This window comes from Rhizobium sp. P1_C7 (assembly GCF_056406295.1).
This window is the reverse complement of sequence record NZ_JBFUAL010000002.1, coordinates 398,685-416,616: the sequence shown is the minus strand read 5'-3', so window position 1 is coordinate 416,616 and position 17,932 is coordinate 398,685. Positions and strand designations below refer to the sequence as shown.

Below are 17,932 nucleotides of genomic sequence, written 5' to 3'. Positions count from 1 at the left end.
TCACCGACATCGCCGCTTGCTCACACCGTGACCGGAAGAGCGACGCGATGGAGGCACAAGGGCGCACTTACGAGTTGCTGCGCAACTCGGTGCCCAGGTGGGCGGATCTGCAAAAGGACATGGCGCGTTGGCAATTTATCATCTCAGCACCAAGCTGATCGCCCGCAGTGGCGGCCGCAGTGCGGTTGCGTCTGCGGCCTATCGTGCCGCCGAGAAGCTGACCAACGAGCGGGATGACCTGACGCATGATTTTACCAACAAGCGCGGCGTGGAGCATGTGCAGATCATTCTGCCGCAAGGTGTCAAGGCCGACTGGGCACGGGATCGTTCAGCTCTCTGGAATGCCGCCGAGCGATCGGAGAAGCGCAGGGACGCCCGCGTTGCCCGCGAATTCGAGGTTGCCCTGCCGCATGAGCTGACGGCCGAACAGCGTCTGGCGCTGACACGGGCCTTCGCCCAGGATCTCGCCGATCGCTATGGCGCGGCGGTCGACTTTGCCATCCACAAGCCGCATGCCGAAAGCGATGTCCGCAACACGCACGCGCATCTGATGATGACCACAAGGCAGGTGACAGCCGAGGGGCTCGGCGACAAGACCTACATCGAACGGGAGAACAGGTGGTTGCTCGCCAATAGCATGGCGACTTCCCAGATGCAGCTTCGTGATATCAGGCAATCCTTCGAGCAGATCACCAACCGGCATCTGGCGATGGCCGGTCTCGATATCCGTATCGACCATCGCTCCTATCAGGAGCGCGGTCTGGAGATCGAGCCGACCGAACATATGGGTGTGCATGCGACCCAGCTCGACCGGCAGGGAAGGCAGGTGTCGCGGACACGGATCGACGAGGCAGCCGCCCGGCGCAATGGCGACCTGATCCGGGAGAAGCCTGATCAGGTGCTGACGCTGATCGTCAATGAGAAGAGCGTCTTTGACCGATATGATATCGCTCGTACGCTGCATCGCTACATCAACGATGACCCGCAGACCTTCCAGAACGCCTTTGCGTCCGTCATGGCGTCACCGGCTCTGGTCGAGCTGCAGCCGGAAAAACCAGATGCTGCCGGCGGTAGCGTGCTTGCACGCTATTCGACTCGGGAGATGGTGCAGATCGAGCACGCCATGGCCARGAGTGCGAACCGGATGGGGAGGGCATCCGGCCATGGCGCTAATCGACATCATGTCGATATGGCGATCAGGCGACAGGACGATGCCATCAAGGCAAGTGTCGCCGCTGGTTTGTCAGACCAGTTTTTGCGGGGTGAGATCAGCGTTTCTGATCGCCACCGGAGGGTCAGTCGCGCAGGCCTCTCGGCTGAACAGCAGCTAGCGATCGAGCACGTCACCGGATCCCAGCAGATCGCAGCAGTCGTCGGCTTTGCCGGTGCCGGCAAATCGACGATGCTGGCGGCAGCGCGCCAGGCCTGGGAGGCAGAGGGCTACCGCGTGCATGGTGCGGCACTCTCGGGCAAGGCGGCCGAGGGACTGGAGGAATCCTCCGGTATTGCCAGCCGCACGCTGGCCTCCTGGGCGTACAGCTGGCGGGCCGGCCGCAGTCGGCTCGCACGCAAAGACGTCTTTGTCATCGATGAAGCCGGAATGGTCGGAAGCCGGCAGCTGGCGCACTTCGTCAGTGAGGTCGAGCAAGCAGGAGCAAAACTGGTTCTCGTCGGCGATCACGAGCAGCTGCAGGCAATCGGCGCCGGTGCGCCGTTCCGGGCGATTGTCGAGCAGATCGGCTTTGCCGCACTTTCCGATGTCCGCCGCCAGCATGTCGACTGGCAGCGACAGGCATCGATTGCCTTTGCGACGCACCGAACGGGTGAGGGGCTCGCCGCCTATGACAGGCACGGAGACGTCGGTTTCAGCGATACCAGTGATGAGGCGCGCGCCGGCATTGTTGCGGACTACCTTGCAGACCGCGATAGCCGGCCCGACGGAACGCGCATTGCCATGGCCCATCGGCGCAAGGACGTGCGCGCCATCAATGCAGACATAAGGGCCGCGTTGCAGCAGCGCGGCGAGCTGGCGGAGGGCGCCATGCAGCAGGGTCGGCTCGGTCAGGAGCTGACGTTTGAAACGATCAACGGCAAGCGCGCCTTTGCCCCTGGCGATCGGTTTGTCTTCCTGGAGAACGACCGCGAGCTTGGCGTCAGGAACGGCATGCTCGGCCGTGTGCTGTCCGTTGCGCCTGATACCATCCAGGTTCAGCTCGACGACAAGGCCAAGGGCATGCAACCGCCTCGGCTGGTCACCGTGATGCCCAGAGGCTATCAGGCCTTCGACCACGGCTACGCGACGACGATCCACAAGACCCAAGGGGCGACAGTTGATCGGGCCTTCGTGCTGGCATCGCAAACCATGGATCGCCACCTCACCTATGTCAGCATGACCCGCCATCGCGATCGGGTGCAGCTCTATGCCGGCCGTGATGCGTTCAGGGACAACAGGGATCTTGCAGCGACGCTCGGTCGCTCGGGCGCAAAGGAAACGACGCTCGACTATCTCGGCTCCTTCACCGAGCGGCGGGGRATGGCGGWAGGCTTCGGCATCGACAGCGAGATCGACCTTGAACCTGGCCCAAAGCCCGGCCAGAGGCGCACGGCCCGGGACGAGCCTCATATCGTGCGGGTGCATCAGGACCCGCCAGCAGTGCGTTCCGCAGACGCGGAGCGCCGCAAGCGGGCCGGTCCTGAAGGCAATGAGCACAGTGTGGAGAAACCTCCGCCGCTGCTGCCGGCCGTCCAGCGATATGATCGTAGCATCGAAGACGTCGCCCGCGACAAGGCGATGCCGACATTTGATCGGCAGTGGCAGGACGTGGAAATGGTTGCCCGGATGGCGTTCAACAATCCGATTGCCATCGTGGCCAGCCTGCGCCTGGCCATCATCGAACAGAGCGCTGACGCCGAGCGGCTGGCGAAGGCACTTGCCGAACGGCCGGAGCACTTTGGTAGTCTACGCGGCAGGACCGGAATGTTCGGAGACAACCGTGAGCGGAAGGAGGCGCGGCGCCTCGCTCGGGCCGTCGCCTCTCATGTCGCGTCAGCGGGTGCGACCTGGCAACGGTGCCTCTCCGAAGAACGCGGCGCCGAACAGTGGCGACGTGACAAGCGTGACGTGGTCGAGGTTCCGGATCTCACGCCGCGAAGTGCCGCCCTGTTGCACCAGCTAGACCAGGTTACGCTCGTCGAACGGGGCAGGTATATCGAACAGTTCGCCGGCACGGCGGGCGGGCGACAGGCGCTCGACGAGGCTCGGCAGATCGCAAGCGCCTTCGAGAGACGGTTCGGTCGATCCGATCCTCGGGACCACCACCTGCGCCATGAGTTCGAGCGACTGGGACCGGAGCTTGCCGGTAAGCTTGACCGTATCAAGAGTGTCGCCCGCCTCGTCGATCGCGCGCACCGCGCCGAACTGAGCCAGCAGCTGGAGCCAAAACGATCACTCAGGCGCAGCCTGGGTCTGCAGCGATAGGTGAAGTTTGCTCGCTGCCACTCGCGCGCCAAAGCCTTGCGCATCACCGCCAAATTGCCCGCGGCTAGTGACGGCGCCTTGCCAATAGAGGTCTTTGGGTCGTCAAAACCACCGCGGACTGCCTCCGCTATCGCAACGAGATCGGCCTTTCGGTGGCAATCGGAGGTTTTCAAGAAGCTCTCTGCCAGCGCAAGGCCACGCCCGGCGAAATTGCTCGGCGGGCCGCGCGCGCTTCGCTCTTTAAAGAAGTCTAGCGTCGGTCAGGCTCATTCAGGGAAGGGCGCCAGTCGCGTTCTTTGCTTCGGCTCACTATGCCGAGGCGCATGGTTACGGTGATGGTGTCGTCGAAGGCGAGTTGGCCGAGGCTGTATCCCCGCATCGGTCGGGCGATGGCAAAGACAGCGCAGAGATGAGACATATAGTTGCCGACCGTCTGCGGCAGGCGTCTTCAGCCACGCATTGGCAGCGGGTCGTCGGTTGAATGTTTGCGCCTGGCTGTGAACAAGGACGCCCGCTCGCCTAATTCGGATCTGTGCTGTATAAGCCTTCGTCCCGTCCTTACGCTTTCGCTCTGATATCGTGCCCATGCAGTGTTACAGAGCCTCTCGCCAGTGCTACGCAGTAGCAAGCATCTTAGGAATGGGCGTAAAAGGCCGAAACGAAATACAACGAGACATGACTGAAACGAGCGAAGCGCCTGTGTTACAAGATAAGTCCCATTATTCAAAGGGTCCAGTGATTGCGGTGGCTCCGATGATCGACTGGACCGATCGCCATTGCCGCTATTTCCACCGGCAGATGAGCCGCGATGCGCTGCTCTACACCGAGATGGTGGTGGCGGATGCGATCATTCATGGGCCGCGCGAGCGGTTGCTGTCATTCGACGCCGCCGAGCATCCGGTGGCGCTGCAGCTTGGCGGGTCTGATCCGGAAAAGCTCGTGAAGGCGGTGGAGATCGCGGCTCCTTATGGCTACGACGAGATCAACCTCAATGTCGGCTGTCCCTCGGACCGGGTGCAGTCCGGAACCTTTGGCGCCTGCCTGATGCTGACGCCGGAGACGGTGGCGGCTTGTATTGCGGCGATGAAGTCGATCTCCGATGTGCCTGTCACGGTGAAGTGCCGGATCGGCGTCGACGAGCAGGATCCGGAGGTTGCCTTGCCCGACCTGCTCGACCTGGTGCTCGATGCCGGGGCCGATGCGGTTTGGATCCACGCTCGCAAGGCATGGTTGAAGGGCCTTTCGCCCAAGGAGAACCGCGAAATCCCGCCGCTCGACTACGAGATCGTCTACCGCATGAAACAGGCGCGGCCCGACGTCTTTGTCGGCATCAACGGCGGCATCCAGACGCTGGATGCCGCGGCCGAGCATCTGCGGCATGTCGACGGCGTCATGCTCGGGCGGGCTGCCTACCAGAATGCTGCGTTGCTTGCCGATATCGACCGGCGTTTCTTCGGCGCGCCTGCCGGCGAAACCGACTGGGAGGGTCTGCGCGACCGGATGATGGTCTATGCTGAGCGGCATATCGCCAGCGGCGGGCGCTTGCAGCAGGTGGCGCGGCACATGGTTGGGCTGTTTACTGGCCTGCCGGGTGCTCGGCGCTACCGGCAGATCTTGTCGACCGATGCGGTCAAATCAGGGGCGGGGTCCGAGGTGATCGCGGCTGCCTTTGCAGCGGTTGATTTCGACGGTGCGCGGCAAGCTGTGAGCGCGTAGGCACGGGCCATCTCTCACCTTCCGCGTTCCAGGACTTGGGCGCGTTGGTTTCCTGTGATGAGCACAGCAATGGGGAGTGTTTGGACTCCTCGCACCATTGGAAGCGGCGGAGAAACTCGGGGAGCTCGAATATGCGGACGATCACGACAGCGGGCGATCATGGAGGTGTATCGGGCCACGCAAACGAAAACGGCGCCCCTTGCGGAACGCCGTTGTCATTCCTGCGGAAGCAGAAATAGAATTAGTTAGCCGAGATGTTTACGGCCTTCGGGCCCTTGCCCATGCGATCCGGCTCGGTGTCGAAGGTAACCTGCTGGCCTTCGCGGAGCGACTGGATGCCCGAAGCCTGAAGAGCGGAGATGTGAACGAACACGTCCTTCGCACCGCCATCTGGAGTGATGAAACCAAAACCCTTGTCCTGGTTGAAGAATTTTACGACGCCTTTGGTGGCCATTGGGATAGGTCCTTTTCCCTGTAGTCTGTCTGGTATCCACCCCCCCGAAAGGAAATGGACGGCTTTCACTTTCGCGCCCCCTCATCATAATTCAGCGCGCGAAGGGTCAGTCGAGTAGTTCACGAACGGGGAAAGAACGTCTACGCACGTGAGGTCCCCCACGCCACCCCCCTGCCGGAAGGCTTTACCACATCAGTCCAGTCACCGGCATGCAAATGCCCGAGTACTTCGATTGGTGCCAGTATTCGAAGCAAAATGCAAGCGAGAATATTCTGGCACCTGACGGGACAACCCGGGAATAGCCAAAGATTCAAAGACTTGACGAACAGTAAGCATTCACAGCGGCTGCTGTTTCCTTTTGGGAAACCGTGCCGGAACGGCACTGTTTCATGGTCCTGCTGCCCGTGTTTCCATCCTTGAGGGCGGCGGCCTAGCGAGCAGTGGCCCCGCCCAGTCTGTGCTGCACCAGTTCCGCGCTGCCGCGGACATGAGAGACTACGGGTTTGCCGCCGGCGTCAGCAACGGCGTAGGCGATGATGGTCACGTCTTCTTCAAACGTCGAGACGTAAGGAACCTGCGCCGGATTGACATAAATCATGTGATTGTGGGTGTTCCTGAAGCCTATAAGTGCCATGCATGTCTCCTTCCGTGCTGCTGGGGCAGATATGCCATGCATGGATTGATGCAAGTTTAACGGTGCGGTCAGCGGGTCGGCGGCCGGTTGGAGCGCGGCCGCGGCGCAGTGCGAGGCGCCTTGACGGTGCGGTCGCCTGGTGTAACGCCGGCTATTGTCCCGCTGGCCAAACACCTCACCGGGGCCTGATTCAATAGACCACGGAATGACTAACCTCACCGCCCCGGCCGTCCGGTCTTGCCCTTCGTCCGGCTCTTGCGCTTCACGTCACCCGCATGCTCGTAGGAGCCGACGCCCGCCTTGCCGCGCACCAGCGGGCGCGGATCGTCGCGTTCCGGTTGGCCCTCCAGCGGCGAGAAGCGCTTCGTGCTCTTGACCGTTTCCGGCTTTTCCGGCAGGGCGCCGGTCACCGGTTTTTCGGTGCGGCCGACGGTCATTTCGTCGAGGTCGTTGCGGCGGAATAGGGTCTTCTTCGCGGGCTCGGCGATGTCGCGGCCCATCTCATCCAGATCGGGCTTGCGGAAGAGGGAGGGGTTGGTGTCGGTGCCGGGGCCTATGTCGTCGAGGGTGGGTTTGGCGAAGAGGGAGGTTAGAGCAAGATTGCCTCCCTCTGGGCTGCCACCCATCTCCTCCACTGGTGGGGAGATCGCTGGGCGCGCGGCTTTCCCGCCTCTTGACGGTTGCGAACGGCCGGACCGTTCCTGATCCCGAGCCTCTTCCCTGGCCATCGGGTCGTCCATGACGGCGAGTTCGGCAGCCTTGAGGCGTTTGATCTCGTCGCGCAGGCGGGCCGCCTTTTCGAAGTCGAGATCGGCGGCGGCGTCGCGCATCTGCTTTTCCAGCGCGTTGAGGTGGGTCTGCAAGTTGCCGCCGACGAGGTTGCCGCCGTCCGCAAAGCCCTTGCCGGAGGCGCCCGAGATGTCGGCGCGGACGTGGTCGCGTTCGTAGACGCTGTCGAGTATGTCGGAGATCTTCGCCTTCACCGATTCCGGGGTGATGCTGTGTTCGGCGTTGTAGGCCATTTGCTTTTCGCGTCGGCGGGTGGTTTCCTCCATCGCCCGCTTCATCGAGCCGGTGATGTTGTCGGCATAGAGGATTACCTTGCCGTCGACGTTTCTTGCGGCGCGGCCGATGGTCTGGACCAGCGAGGTCTCAGAGCGCAGGAATCCTTCTTTGTCGGCGTCGAGAATGGCGACGAAGCCGCATTCGGGTATGTCGAGACCCTCGCGCAGGAGGTTGATGCCCACTAGTACGTCGAAGGCGCCGAGGCGGAGATCTCGGATGATCTCGATGCGCTCCAGCGTATCGATGTCGCTGTGCATGTAGCGGACGCGGACGCCCTGCTCATGCAGGTATTCGGTGAGGTCTTCGGCCATGCGCTTTGTGAGTACGGTGCAGAGCGTGCGGTAGCCCTTGGCCGCGGTCTCGCGGATCTCGCCCAGCACGTCGTCGACTTGGCTGCGGGCGGAGCGGACCTCCACCGGCGGGTCGATGAGGCCGGTCGGACGGATGACCTGTTCGGCGAAGACGCCGCCGGATTCTTCCATCTCCCAGCCGCCGGGGGTGGCGGAGACGGCGACGGTATCCGGGCGCATCGCGTCCCACTCCTCGAAACGCAGTGGGCGGTTGTCCATGCACGACGGCAGGCGGAAGCCGTATTCGGCCAGCGTCGCCTTTCGCCTGAAGTCTCCGCGGTACATGCCGCCAATCTGCGGCACGGTGACGTGGCTTTCATCGATGAACAGCAGGGCGTTGTCGGGGATGTATTCGAACAGCGTCGGCGGCGGCTCGCCGGGGCTGCGGCCGGTGAGGTAGCGCGAATAGTTCTCGATGCCGGCGCAGGAGCCGGTGGCCTCCAGCATTTCGATGTCGTAGCGGGTGCGCTGCTCCAGACGCTGGGATTCCAGCAGGCGGCCGGCCTTTTCGAGCTCGGCCAAGCGCAGGCGCAGCTCTTCCTTGATCGACTTGATAGCGCCGTTCAGCGTCGGGCGAGGGGTGACATAGTGCGAATTGGCGTAGATCTTCACCGATTTCAGGTCGCCGGTCTTCTGGCCTGTCAGCGGGTCGAACTCGGTGATCGAGTCGATCTCGTCGCCGAACATGGAGATGCGCCAGGCTGCATCCTCCAAATGGGCGGGGAAGAGTTCGATCGTGTCGCCGCGGACGCGGAAGGAGCCGCGGGTGAAATCCATGTCGCGGCGCTTGTACTGCTGGGCGACGAGGTCGGCGAGGAGTTGGCGCTGGTCGAGCCGGTCGCCGACCGTCATCTGGAAGGTCATGGCGGTATAGGTCTCGACCGAGCCGATACCGTAGATGCAGGAGACCGAGGCGACGATGATGCAGTCGTCGCGTTCCAGCAGCGAGCGGGTGGCCGAGTGGCGCATGCGGTCGATCTGTTCGTTGATCGACGATTCCTTCTCGATGAAGGTATCCGAGCGCGGCACGTAGGCTTCTGGCTGGTAGTAATCGTAGTAGGAGACGAAGTATTCGACGGCGTTGTCGGGGAAGAAGTTCTTGAATTCGGAATAAAGCTGGGCGGCGAGCGTCTTGTTCGGCGCCAGGATGACGGCCGGGCGTTGCGTCGCCTCGATCACCTTGGCCATGGTGAAGGTCTTGCCCGAGCCGGTGACGCCGAGCAGGACCTGGCTGCGGTCGCCATTGTCGAGCCCTTCAACGAGGTCCTTGATGGCCGTCGGCTGGTCGCCGGCGGGCTCGTAGTCCGAGACCATGCGGATCTCGATGCCGCCTTCGGATTTCGGCGGCCGGGCGGGGCGATGCGGCGTCCACATCTTGCCGTCCTTGAACAGCGGATTACCGCTCTCGATCAGCGCCGAGAGGGCCTCGACGGTAGCGGTGACGGCGGTGCCGGCCTTAAGCTCTGCGGCCTCCTCCAGGGTCGTGTCCATGCCGGACACGGGGTTGAGGCCGGCTGCGGCGCGCGTCTTGGGGTCGGTCGATCCACCCATGGAGGTGCCTCTGGCGCTTTTTGAAGCGCTCACACTGCCGGAGCCCTGCGCCTTGGCTCCGCGAGGGCCCCGCAACCGCTCGGACTCCCCTTCCTGCTTGCGGCCTTCGGCCGATTTCGACGCGGCGATCTCCACCTTCTTGCGGTGCTTGCCGGCCTTCGAGGCGATCTGGCGCTGCGTCTCGACGCCCGAGGCCTCCGCATCGGCCTCCAGCTGCTTAACCCAGTCGGCGACGGAGCCGCCGAGCTCCGCGCCTTCAAAGGACGACTGCGGGACTTCCTCGAAGCCATCGGGGGCGGGGGACTTTTCCGGAAATTTGGCCATCGCCGGAATATGGAGAGAGTCCCGCCGAAATGGAAGAGGCAAAGAGTACAAAAGGGAAACGGATTTTCTGGGTGTCGTCGCTCTCGAGATGCGGACGGGTGTGGAGCAGACGAACCTGTTTTCTGCTGGTCCGATCGCCCGCCGCGTGCCAGATTGAAGGCCCGCAACCATAGAGACAGAATATCCTGCGGCTTTCGAGAGGGGGGAGCATGTCGGCTATACAGGTTCCAGGCTTGTTGTCTTTCACCATCGCAATTCTCGTGTTCTTCGCTGGTGCAAATCTCAATCGCTTCATCCCGATCCTGACCCGCTGGAGCATTCCGGAGGCGGTGACGGGCGGGCTTCTGGCCGCTCTGGCGACGCTGATCGCCTATGAGTTCTTCGACGTCCAGATCAGTTTTTCGCTCGAGGCACGCGACATGCTGCTTCTGTACTTTTTTACCGGCGTCGGCCTCAACGCGAGGCTCTCCGACCTGATCGCAGGGGGCAAGCCATTTTTAATCCTGCTGGCGCTGACGCTGGTCTTCCTGGTCATCCAAAACCTCGTCGCGTTCGGCACGAGCTCGATGCTCGGCCTTCCCGACGGGGTGGCCATCCTGCTCGGCTCGACGTCCCTGATTGGCGGCCACGGCACGACCATCGCTTGGGCTCCCATCGTCGCCAGCCGCTTCGGTCTGAGCAACGCTCTGGAGATCGGCATTGCCAGCGCGACGCTCGGCCTGGTCATCGCTAGTCTCCTCGGTGGCCCGATCGCGCAGTACCTGATCGGCCGCCACCGCCTGTCCGGTCCCGCCGACGAAGAGCTGACGATCGGCGTGTCGCGGGCTGCCGTCAGCAGCCATCATGACGACGTCAGCTACGTCAGCCTGTTGCGAACGCTGCTCGCGACGAATTTTGCCATTCTCGCCGGATATGCCCTGCACGAGATCGTTCTGGAGACCGGCGTCAATCTTCCGCTTTTCGTCGTGTGCCTGCTGGTCGCTATTGTTTTGACGAATACCGTTCCCTTCCTGGCGCCCAGATTTCTTTGGCCGGCGCGCAGCCGCGCCCTGTCGCTGATATCCGATCTGTCGTTGAACATATTCCTCGCAATGTCATTGATGAGCATGCAGTTGTGGGCGCTCAGTGGACTGGGCTTAGCTCGCGTCACCGTACTGGGAGTGCAGACCATCTTCGCCATCGTCTACATCCTGGTCGTGGTGTTCCCGGCGATGGGGCGCAACTATGACGCCGCGGTAATTTCGGCCGGTTTCTGCGGTGTCGCGCTGGGGGCAACTCCAACGGCTATTGCCAACATGACGGCGGTAACAAAGATACACGGCGCGGCCACCGTCGCGTTCATCATCCTGCCACTTGTGTCTGCGTTTTTCATCGATCTCGCCAACGCCGCTGCACTTGGCTTCCTTGTCCGGTGACATCGGGCGTGGTCCGGCGGGGCGTCGCGCCGGGCCGTGCGCGGTGGCCGAATTCGAGGCATTCGTGCACGGCATCGCGTTTTGGCATGACTACAGGATGCTGAAGTTAAGTTACTACTGCGAGAAGCAGCCGACCGTCCTGCGACCATGTGGTGTCCACGAACATGCAATATGGAATCGATGCAAGCGCGCGCCGAACGATTCCCCTTGTTGGAAATTTCGGCCCATTCTTGCTGATCGAGTAGGAGGCGGAAACGCGCTGCGTACCGCTCGCTCAACGTAAGGGTGAGCGCCACTGAGGTTGGCCGGGATTTTGAAGCCCTGCGCTTCAAACCACTCGGTTGCATTGGACAGATTGTTATAGGAACCCAGCAGCCTGAAGGTACACACCTCTCTTTCGGCTGAGTTGCCTATCCGATCCCTATCCACCTCCTTGAGACGACCAGGTGACGGCTCATCCGTTCATTACTCCTCGAGCACGAAGCGGGATCAGGAAAATTCATCACTGCGACCTTCTGGGAGGCCGTCAGTTGCCGTTCGTGTGCCGTCTGAAAAGGCGGCTTTCCCCGGCCGGGTTCGGCCACATAGCTGACCCCAGGGGGCTTTCCTCCATGATAAACGTAGCCCGAGAGGTGAATGGTGACATTCGCTAGAACGACGAAGGAGGCGAAGTCAGCAGTCTGAAACGGCCTTTGCGGTAGCGCTCCGTGATCCGCCGGTCGCGCATGTCGACATCGTGGGGTGTGCGGCAATAGTGTAAGAAACGGAAACACTTTGTGACTAAGTGGTTCCAAAAGCTACGCTTTTTGACTTGCGGCGCAAAGCGACATGACGGATGTTACTCTGACGTTGAGGAAGTCGTCATGATCAGAATGATTGAAGACCCTGCTGAGCTGGCCGGCGAGGACATCACTGGCAAGTATATTCTACGGAAGCTGAACTATCACTGGTTTGCCTACGGCAAAGCCGGCATCGTGACGGCATGCAAGGGATCGATCTTGCAAATCGACCGAGAGGAGACGGTCTACTCGGAACGTTGGGGCCGCCGTGCCTATACCGGTACTGGCAAGCGCTATCCTGGCGGCATCTGTCCTATATCGGCGGTTGCCTGCGTTTGCGATACCGCGGACGATGTGAACGCGGTCATTCAGCTGGATGTCGAAGCGCAAGACGAATTCTATCAGCTGATCGCCAAAGCGAAAGCCAAGGTTCAAGCTCTCGCCGTTTCCTCGCAAAGCAAATTGTTTCTGGCAGCGGCCGAATAGGTGCTGACGGCCCAATCCTTCACGATCCTTTCTACAGTCGCTTGGGGCGAACGAGATGATATCTCAGGGCCGCGACTAGCGGGTGGGGGGCGGAATACGGCCCACATGGCGAAATGACCGACATTCCTACCGAACTTTGCTCCCCAGCGAATATAACGGGGATAACCGAAGCCCGGCACGGCCTTCAAATCTTTGCGGACGGTTGCTACGAACCCATCTCCGGACAGGGGGGGTGGGCATTCGTTGCCTACCTGAATGTCGCGGAAATCGCGTCCGACTGCGGGGGCGTCCCAAACTCCGCCAACAACTCGATGGAATTGATGGCTCTGCTCAAGGCCCTAATATGGATCAACTGCAACGCCATAGGTGAACCTGTGGCCATCTGGTCCGATTCCATCTACGCCGTTAAAGGCTGCAATAGCTGGCGACATATTTGGAAGAACAATGGCTGGAGGAAAAGAGGTCCCAATGCGAATCTCCGAAGCCGAACGATCGCAAATTCTGAACTTTGGAAAGCCATCGATCTTCAATTGTCCCAAAACCATCTGGTGACGATCGCTTGGTGTAAAGGCCATTCCGGTATAGACGGCAACGAACGCGCGGATGAACTCGCCGACAACGGACGCCTGTCTTTGCAGTGTCGCGAAAGCGTGTGACGGGATAGGTGTAACTCCGGCAAGCGAGCGGCAGTTTGCACCACTAGGCGGCCCGCCCGAAATCTCAAACGCGCCGTTTGCGGCCGTTGCAGCGTTCTCGAGATTAGATATTTTGCGACGACGCTGGGATCAGTCCGGTTTCATCAAGAAATTTGCGACCGTTGAAGTATTTTAAATCGCGATGAGCCGTTTTCGGAGTCCGTTCGTAAACACGCTTGTCCCGTATGTCGCGGGAGAGCAACCGACCGCGCAGGATTTGGTCAAATTGAATATCGAAGAGAGAACCCATACTGGCCGTCTCCTCGCGCCTTAGCGGCAATTGTGGCCGGGGCCACAAACGCGTTGCAACTTTATCCCGATCCAACTGCCCATGTTGAGAGAAACGATCGCTGAAAGCCATGATCTGGAAGCCAGCAATTTCTTCGTTGGCAACGGTTCCGACGAAGTTCTGGCTCACACGTTCAGGCCTACTTGAAACACGGTGCGCCGCTGGTCTTCCCTAACATTAGCTACAGCTTCTGTCCAACCTATTGCCGCCTCTATGGCATCGATTTTCGAGAAGTAGCGCTTGACGACACCATGCAGGCCAGGGTCCTGCGCGCTCATCGCCCAACCCGAACGCGCCCCACAGGGATAGCGCTGGAACTGGCAGAGATCGAGACGCTGCGTGCCGAGGGGCGGGCTCGGCTCGTCCATTTGGCGACAGGCGGGACGCTCGGCAGGGCGTGGTCAAGCCTCTCTGCGGTCGATGGGTTGGCGGCTGCGCTATAGACCACCGTATACGCTCCGTCGACTTTCGACAGCGACAGGACGTTCATCCGTGCCTTGACGAGATCGGCGACCGCATCCGCCAGTCCGGCCTCGGGCATTCCTCCGAAAGTTTCCATGGCAATGCGCCACCCTCGGATGCCGACGCGCGGCAGCGTGTTGCTCGATTGTAGTTCGGCATCTGCCGGCGGGGCTTTGAGGACTGCAATAGTCCCGATGTGCCCGCGCCGTCTATGAATGCATATCGCGATGGAGATATCGGAAGCAGCTACTGATCGCGGTTGTCGGCTGAGTGCGTGCTTTCCTAAAAGACGACACAAGCGCATCGGCCGCTGTGGGGCCACTTGAAGCCTTTGGATTTGGCGGTACATGGTGGCGCCAGCGTCAACTCTCAGGAATCGTCCATGCCCTTCGCCCTTAGCCCTGCCGCCATCTGGCCGGTCGTCATGCTGCTTGCCTCCAACGTCTTCATGACATTTGCCTGGTACGGGCACCTGAAACACAAGGGTACGGCGATTTTCATCGCCATCGTGGTCAGTTGGGCGATCGCGTTCTTCGAATACTGCCTGGCGGTGCCCGCGAACCGCATCGGCTCGGAGGTCTACTCGACCGCACAGCTGAAGACGATGCAGGAAGTGATCACGCTGTTGGTCTTTTCCGGCTTCTCGGTCTTTTGGCTCGGCGAGAGCTTGACCTGGAATCACGCGATCGGATTCGCTCTGATTGCAATCGGCGCGTCCTTCATCTTTCGCGGCTGAAGGCGCCGATCCGGTCGGCAGGAGGGGCTGAACGGGGACGGCGTCGGAAGCTGGTGGAGCACAGTATTCAAGTATGTCATAGAACTAGTGGCGGCATCGCGCAACGACGTGCGAGATTGCCGATCTGCAGACCAGGCTGCGGGACTTGCGCCAAAGCGCCCACCACGACCAGGTACGGCGCCAGCAGCTCAAGCTGCTCCAGAAGCAGGCCTAACAGGCATTTCAGCAGGATTCCAACGCCAGACTGATGCAGGCCGTGCTGTCGCCTCATGCGGCCGCGATGCTCTACCGGCAGTTCGATGTTACGGCGGACGGTCTCACGGCGAGAATCTTTCCCGGGTGGCCTTCGACAAGAGATCGCAGTTTCTTCTGGCGTGACGGCGACCGGTCATCGCTCGACGAGGGACTGGAGCCGACCCAGCGCGTTGTCCCATTGCCCTGAGACGGTATCGAGATAGGCCCGCATCCTATCGATCTGTTCGGGACGGAAGACATAGTGGCTCTCGCGTCCGACCCTTGTACTGTGAACAAGCCCTGCCTGTTCGAGCACACGCAGGTGTTTGGTGATTGCCTGGCGGGTCAGCTCGCTGCCGCCGGACAGGCCGGCGATCGATCGTTCGTGCCCGTCACTGAGGGTTGTCAGCAACGACAGGCGTGTCGGGTCGCCAAGCGCCGCGAACAGCGTGGCGGCACTTTCACTTCGGGCTGCGAAATCAGCGTTCCACATGGGCCTTGATGTTTCTCACCTGTTCGGCCCAACCGCCTTCGTTCATGCGGAAGGCTTCGACGCGGCGATAAGCCGGGACGTTCTCAAAGCCGGACTCGGTCACCGTGAGGCGGGTGCCCTGCGGCGTCGGTTCCAGGCGAAACTCGACGAGTGTCGGTGTCTCCCTGGAGTAATCGACATTGTGGTCGATAGCGTAGGGCTTCCACGTGAAAGAGAACAGGTCGGGTTCATCCATGCGCTTGACGGTGGCCTGCCAGCGGATGTGCTCGAAGCCTGGGTAGGTGATGTAGCCCGATGACACCTCGCCGGGGACGAAGGGCCCGTCTAACCGGACGCGGAACCATTCGCCAAATTCGCGATGGTCGGTGATCGCCTTCCAGACGCGCTCGACAGGGGCATTCAGTTCAATTGACTTCTCGATGCGATCGGACATATCGGCAACCTCGTGGTTGCCCTTTTTATCGCATGACTTGCTCAAATAGGCAACCTAAAAGTTGCCTTTTCAGCTGGCGGCCTCATCCCAGCACGTCGTATAGGCGGAAGATGAAGCTAATTTGATAGACGAGATTCAAGGCAACGAAGAACGCGTGGAAGCGGCGGTTGGCCGTCCAGGCAGCGATGACGCAGAGGAGGACGTAAACGAGGTTGCGGGCAGGGTATTCCCAGCCCAGCGACAGGATGTGGTCCCGCCCTTTGATCGCTGTGTCGGCGATATCGATCGCATAGGTGAGGGCAAGCGTGCCGAAAAACCAGCCACGTCGGGAAATGAAATATTCCTCGTAACCTCCGTAATCGTCGAGCGATGCGGGAAACAGCAGGGAACAGAGAAGGAAGAACAGGCTGCAGAAGCAAACCAGGAAGAGATAGACGCCGAAATGCAGGACAGGGATTGCCTGTACGCGATATTCCCACCACCAGATGTGGATGATGAACAGAAACATCGACAGCGCCCAGCCGAGATGCACCGGATAGACCTTGCCCCTGGCCGGATGCTGCACGATGCCGGCGATGCCCGTGAGCAGGCGCGCCAGGCTGAGTGAAATCACCATCCCCATCACGACCTTGATGTGGAGGAAGACCTCCGGCGAGGCGACCGGCTCCATGGTCTTACTCCGCAGGCACCGGTGTGGGCTGCCCATTTTCGTCGAGCGCGACCATGATGAATGTGCCTGCGGTGACCCTTTCCATATTGTTGTAGCGGGCGCGGGTTGCCCAAGCCTCCACACAGAGCGTGATCGAGGTTCGCCCAACGCGTTCGATGTCGGTGAAGACGGAGAGCGTGTCGCCGATCTTGACCGGAAGCGCGAAGGCCATTTCCTTGACGGCGGCCGTGACGACGCGCCCCTTGGCTCGTTCGGCGGCAGAGATGCCGGAGGCAAGGTCCATCTGGGCCATGACCCAGCCGCCGAAGATATCGCCGGCCGGATTGGCATCGGCAGGCATCGCCATCGTCCTGAGTGTCAACGTGCCCTTCGGCTTGGCGTCTTCGGTCATAGAGGCTCCTGTTTTCAGCGGTACATAGGGCGATTCCGACGGAACCTAGCGCATAAGCCTGCAAACCGAAATTGGGGATGGTGACAAAGTGAGCAGCACTTCGACCTCAGTGTGATTCAAGGCTGTCTGGCCGGGGGCGTTGGTGTAGAACCTGCTGGATCGGTTCTGGACAGGACGCGTGCCTGCACGGGCTGCTCTATGCCCTTCAGTTGAAGGAGGCGCGCGTCTGTGCCGATCAGGAGACCGGACGCATCCGCGACCGTCGCAGTCGACACCAGGATCTCGCCGATGGCCGCTTGGGACTCGAGCCTCGCAGCAAGATTGACCGCGCCCCCTATTGCGGTGAAATCGCTGCGAAAACTAGAGAATTCGCCGATCTCGACGTCGCCGGTATGTATGCCGACACCGACGCCGAGGGCATGACCCGTGACACCGTCGAGGTTGGAGTTCACACTGTCGAGGGCCGCTGTGCAGTGCCGCTGGATGTCGAGCGCTGCCCTGACGGCCGCGCCGGCGTGATCCTCTATCTTGATCGGAAAGTTGAAGATCGCCATCAAACCGTCGCCCATCTGTTTATTTACGATACCGTCGTGGGCCCAGATCGCCTCGGCGCACCTGTCATGGAACACGCTGACGATCTCGCTCAGTTTGACCGGATCTATCCGCTCCGACAGGCCGGTAAAGCCTCTTATGTCAGCAAACAGGATCGTTGCGCGGGACGTAACGTGGCGCTGCTTCTTGACGTAGCGAAAGGCACGTTCGCAAATCGTGCAGATATTCGGATTCATCTTGCTGCGGGTGACGCCGAATGCACGGAACGGCAGGGCGAGCGGGCCACGGATGGGAATGGGAATATGCATCTGGTCCCAGCAACCCAGGCAGATGCTGGCGCTGCTGCTGTCGGTTGGCCTCATGAGATCAAAGCTCTCGTCATGCTCTGCAGTCCGTTCCGCTTGAGAAGCTGCGATGGATTTCAGAATCTTCTAATATTCGTTGGCTTTTTGCAACTCCTGATGCCTGCAAGTAAGTAAGATTGAGCCAGTACTGTAGATCAACGCAGCGCCGATCCTCGACCAGAACTGCAACTAAAGTCCAAGTCGATATTGTCCGGTAAGGATGGTTTATGGCGAAAATATTCAATTTGACCAATCTTTTAAGCTGCCGCCGAGCGCTTTCAGACGCCACGTTATGTGAGGCGCCGCTAATTGAAGTTCACTGTCCGGTAATAAGCACATAGCAATATTTGACTATTATCAAATTCAGAACTTCTGGGGCTC

At 60.8% G+C, this 17,932-nt stretch carries 17 protein-coding genes; 6 read left to right on the top strand and 11 right to left on the bottom strand.

All coding sequences use genetic code 11. The features are described from left to right. Positions 1–127: 127 nt before the first annotated feature. Both traA and dusA read left to right on the top strand, forming a co-directional pair. Complete coding sequence (gene traA, locus AC1D2R_RS05105; RefSeq protein WP_477965375.1) at positions 128–3,478, top strand: Ti-type conjugative transfer relaxase TraA; 3,351 nt, start codon at positions 128–130, stop codon at positions 3,476–3,478. A 675-nt stretch (positions 3,479–4,153) separates the two neighbouring features. After that, positions 4,154–5,194: a tRNA dihydrouridine(20/20a) synthase DusA gene (dusA, locus tag AC1D2R_RS05100; RefSeq protein ID WP_477965373.1), complete on the top strand. Its 1,041-nt coding sequence runs from the start codon at positions 4,154–4,156 to the stop codon at positions 5,192–5,194. 241 nt (positions 5,195–5,435) lie between these two features. Here the strand turns inward: dusA and AC1D2R_RS05095 are convergent, their stop codons facing one another. From AC1D2R_RS05095 to uvrB, 3 genes are all read right to left on the bottom strand, one after another. Further along, positions 5,436–5,648 carry a cold-shock protein gene (locus AC1D2R_RS05095; protein WP_018900054.1) on the bottom strand — a complete coding sequence of 71 codons (213 nt, stop codon included), beginning with the start codon at positions 5,646–5,648 and terminating at the stop codon, positions 5,436–5,438. 430 nt (positions 5,649–6,078) lie between these two features. After that, entirely contained in the window at positions 6,079–6,282 is a 204-nt protein-coding gene (locus tag AC1D2R_RS05090) for a hypothetical protein (protein ID WP_477965371.1), read from the bottom strand. 215 nt (positions 6,283–6,497) lie between these two features. Further along, complete coding sequence (gene uvrB / locus AC1D2R_RS05085) at positions 6,498–9,572, bottom strand: excinuclease ABC subunit UvrB (RefSeq protein ID WP_477965369.1); 3,075 nt, start codon at positions 9,570–9,572, stop codon at positions 6,498–6,500. A 209-nt stretch (positions 9,573–9,781) separates the two neighbouring features. Here uvrB and gltS point away from each other — a divergent pair, with 209 nt between their 5' ends. The 3 genes from gltS to AC1D2R_RS05070 all read left to right on the top strand — a co-directional run bounded on the left by gltS (position 9,782) and on the right by AC1D2R_RS05070 (position 12,908). Further along, a complete protein-coding gene (gene gltS, locus AC1D2R_RS05080) occupies positions 9,782–10,987 on the top strand; it encodes a sodium/glutamate symporter (protein WP_477965367.1) in 1,206 nt (401 codons plus the stop codon). A gap of 863 nt (positions 10,988–11,850) precedes the next feature. Next, positions 11,851–12,252: a hypothetical protein gene (locus AC1D2R_RS05075; RefSeq protein ID WP_477965365.1), complete on the top strand. Its 402-nt coding sequence runs from the start codon at positions 11,851–11,853 to the stop codon at positions 12,250–12,252. 113 nt (positions 12,253–12,365) lie between these two features. Beyond that, complete coding sequence (locus AC1D2R_RS05070; protein WP_477965363.1) at positions 12,366–12,908, top strand: ribonuclease H family protein; 543 nt, start codon at positions 12,366–12,368, stop codon at positions 12,906–12,908. A gap of 103 nt (positions 12,909–13,011) precedes the next feature. Here AC1D2R_RS05070 and AC1D2R_RS05065 read toward each other — a convergent pair whose 3' ends face one another. The 3 genes from AC1D2R_RS05065 to AC1D2R_RS05055 are packed head-to-tail and all read right to left on the bottom strand — an operon-like array spanning position 13,012 to position 13,795. Beyond that, on the bottom strand, positions 13,012–13,365 hold the full coding sequence (locus tag AC1D2R_RS05065) for a hypothetical protein (protein ID WP_477965361.1): 354 nt from the start codon (positions 13,363–13,365) through the stop codon (positions 13,012–13,014). Beyond that, on the bottom strand, positions 13,362–13,514 hold the full coding sequence (locus AC1D2R_RS05060; RefSeq protein ID WP_477965359.1) for a hypothetical protein: 153 nt from the start codon (positions 13,512–13,514) through the stop codon (positions 13,362–13,364). Before AC1D2R_RS05060 ends, AC1D2R_RS05065 begins: the two co-directional genes overlap by 4 nt. Then, entirely contained in the window at positions 13,511–13,795 is a 285-nt protein-coding gene (locus AC1D2R_RS05055; RefSeq protein WP_477965357.1) for a hypothetical protein, read from the bottom strand. The genes AC1D2R_RS05060 and AC1D2R_RS05055 overlap by 4 nt, the downstream gene beginning before the upstream one ends. Positions 13,796–14,080: 285 nt before the next feature. Between AC1D2R_RS05055 and AC1D2R_RS05050 the strand changes: the two genes are divergently transcribed. After that, on the top strand, positions 14,081–14,434 hold the full coding sequence (locus AC1D2R_RS05050) for a DMT family protein (protein ID WP_477965355.1): 354 nt from the start codon (positions 14,081–14,083) through the stop codon (positions 14,432–14,434). Between the two features lie 388 nt (positions 14,435–14,822). On the opposite strand, the gene AC1D2R_RS05045 is transcribed toward AC1D2R_RS05050, so the two are convergent. The 5 genes from AC1D2R_RS05045 to AC1D2R_RS05025 form a co-directional block, all read right to left on the bottom strand. Then, a complete protein-coding gene (locus AC1D2R_RS05045) occupies positions 14,823–15,161 on the bottom strand; it encodes an ArsR/SmtB family transcription factor (protein WP_477965353.1) in 339 nt (112 codons plus the stop codon). Next, positions 15,148–15,594, bottom strand: coding sequence for an SRPBCC family protein (locus AC1D2R_RS05040; protein WP_477965351.1), 447 nt, complete (start codon positions 15,592–15,594; stop codon positions 15,148–15,150). The genes AC1D2R_RS05045 and AC1D2R_RS05040 overlap by 14 nt, the downstream gene beginning before the upstream one ends. A gap of 82 nt (positions 15,595–15,676) precedes the next feature. Next, complete coding sequence (locus AC1D2R_RS05035) at positions 15,677–16,264, bottom strand: hypothetical protein (protein ID WP_477965349.1); 588 nt, start codon at positions 16,262–16,264, stop codon at positions 15,677–15,679. 4 nt (positions 16,265–16,268) lie between these two features. Beyond that, the gene (locus AC1D2R_RS05030; protein ID WP_477965347.1) at positions 16,269–16,655 is read right to left on the bottom strand and encodes an acyl-CoA thioesterase; all 387 of its coding nucleotides are present in this window, start codon (positions 16,653–16,655) and stop codon (positions 16,269–16,271) included. A gap of 116 nt (positions 16,656–16,771) precedes the next feature. Then, positions 16,772–17,569, bottom strand: a complete 798-nt coding sequence (locus AC1D2R_RS05025; RefSeq protein ID WP_477965345.1) for an adenylate/guanylate cyclase domain-containing protein — start codon at positions 17,567–17,569, stop codon at positions 16,772–16,774. Positions 17,570–17,932: the final 363 nt, after the last annotated feature.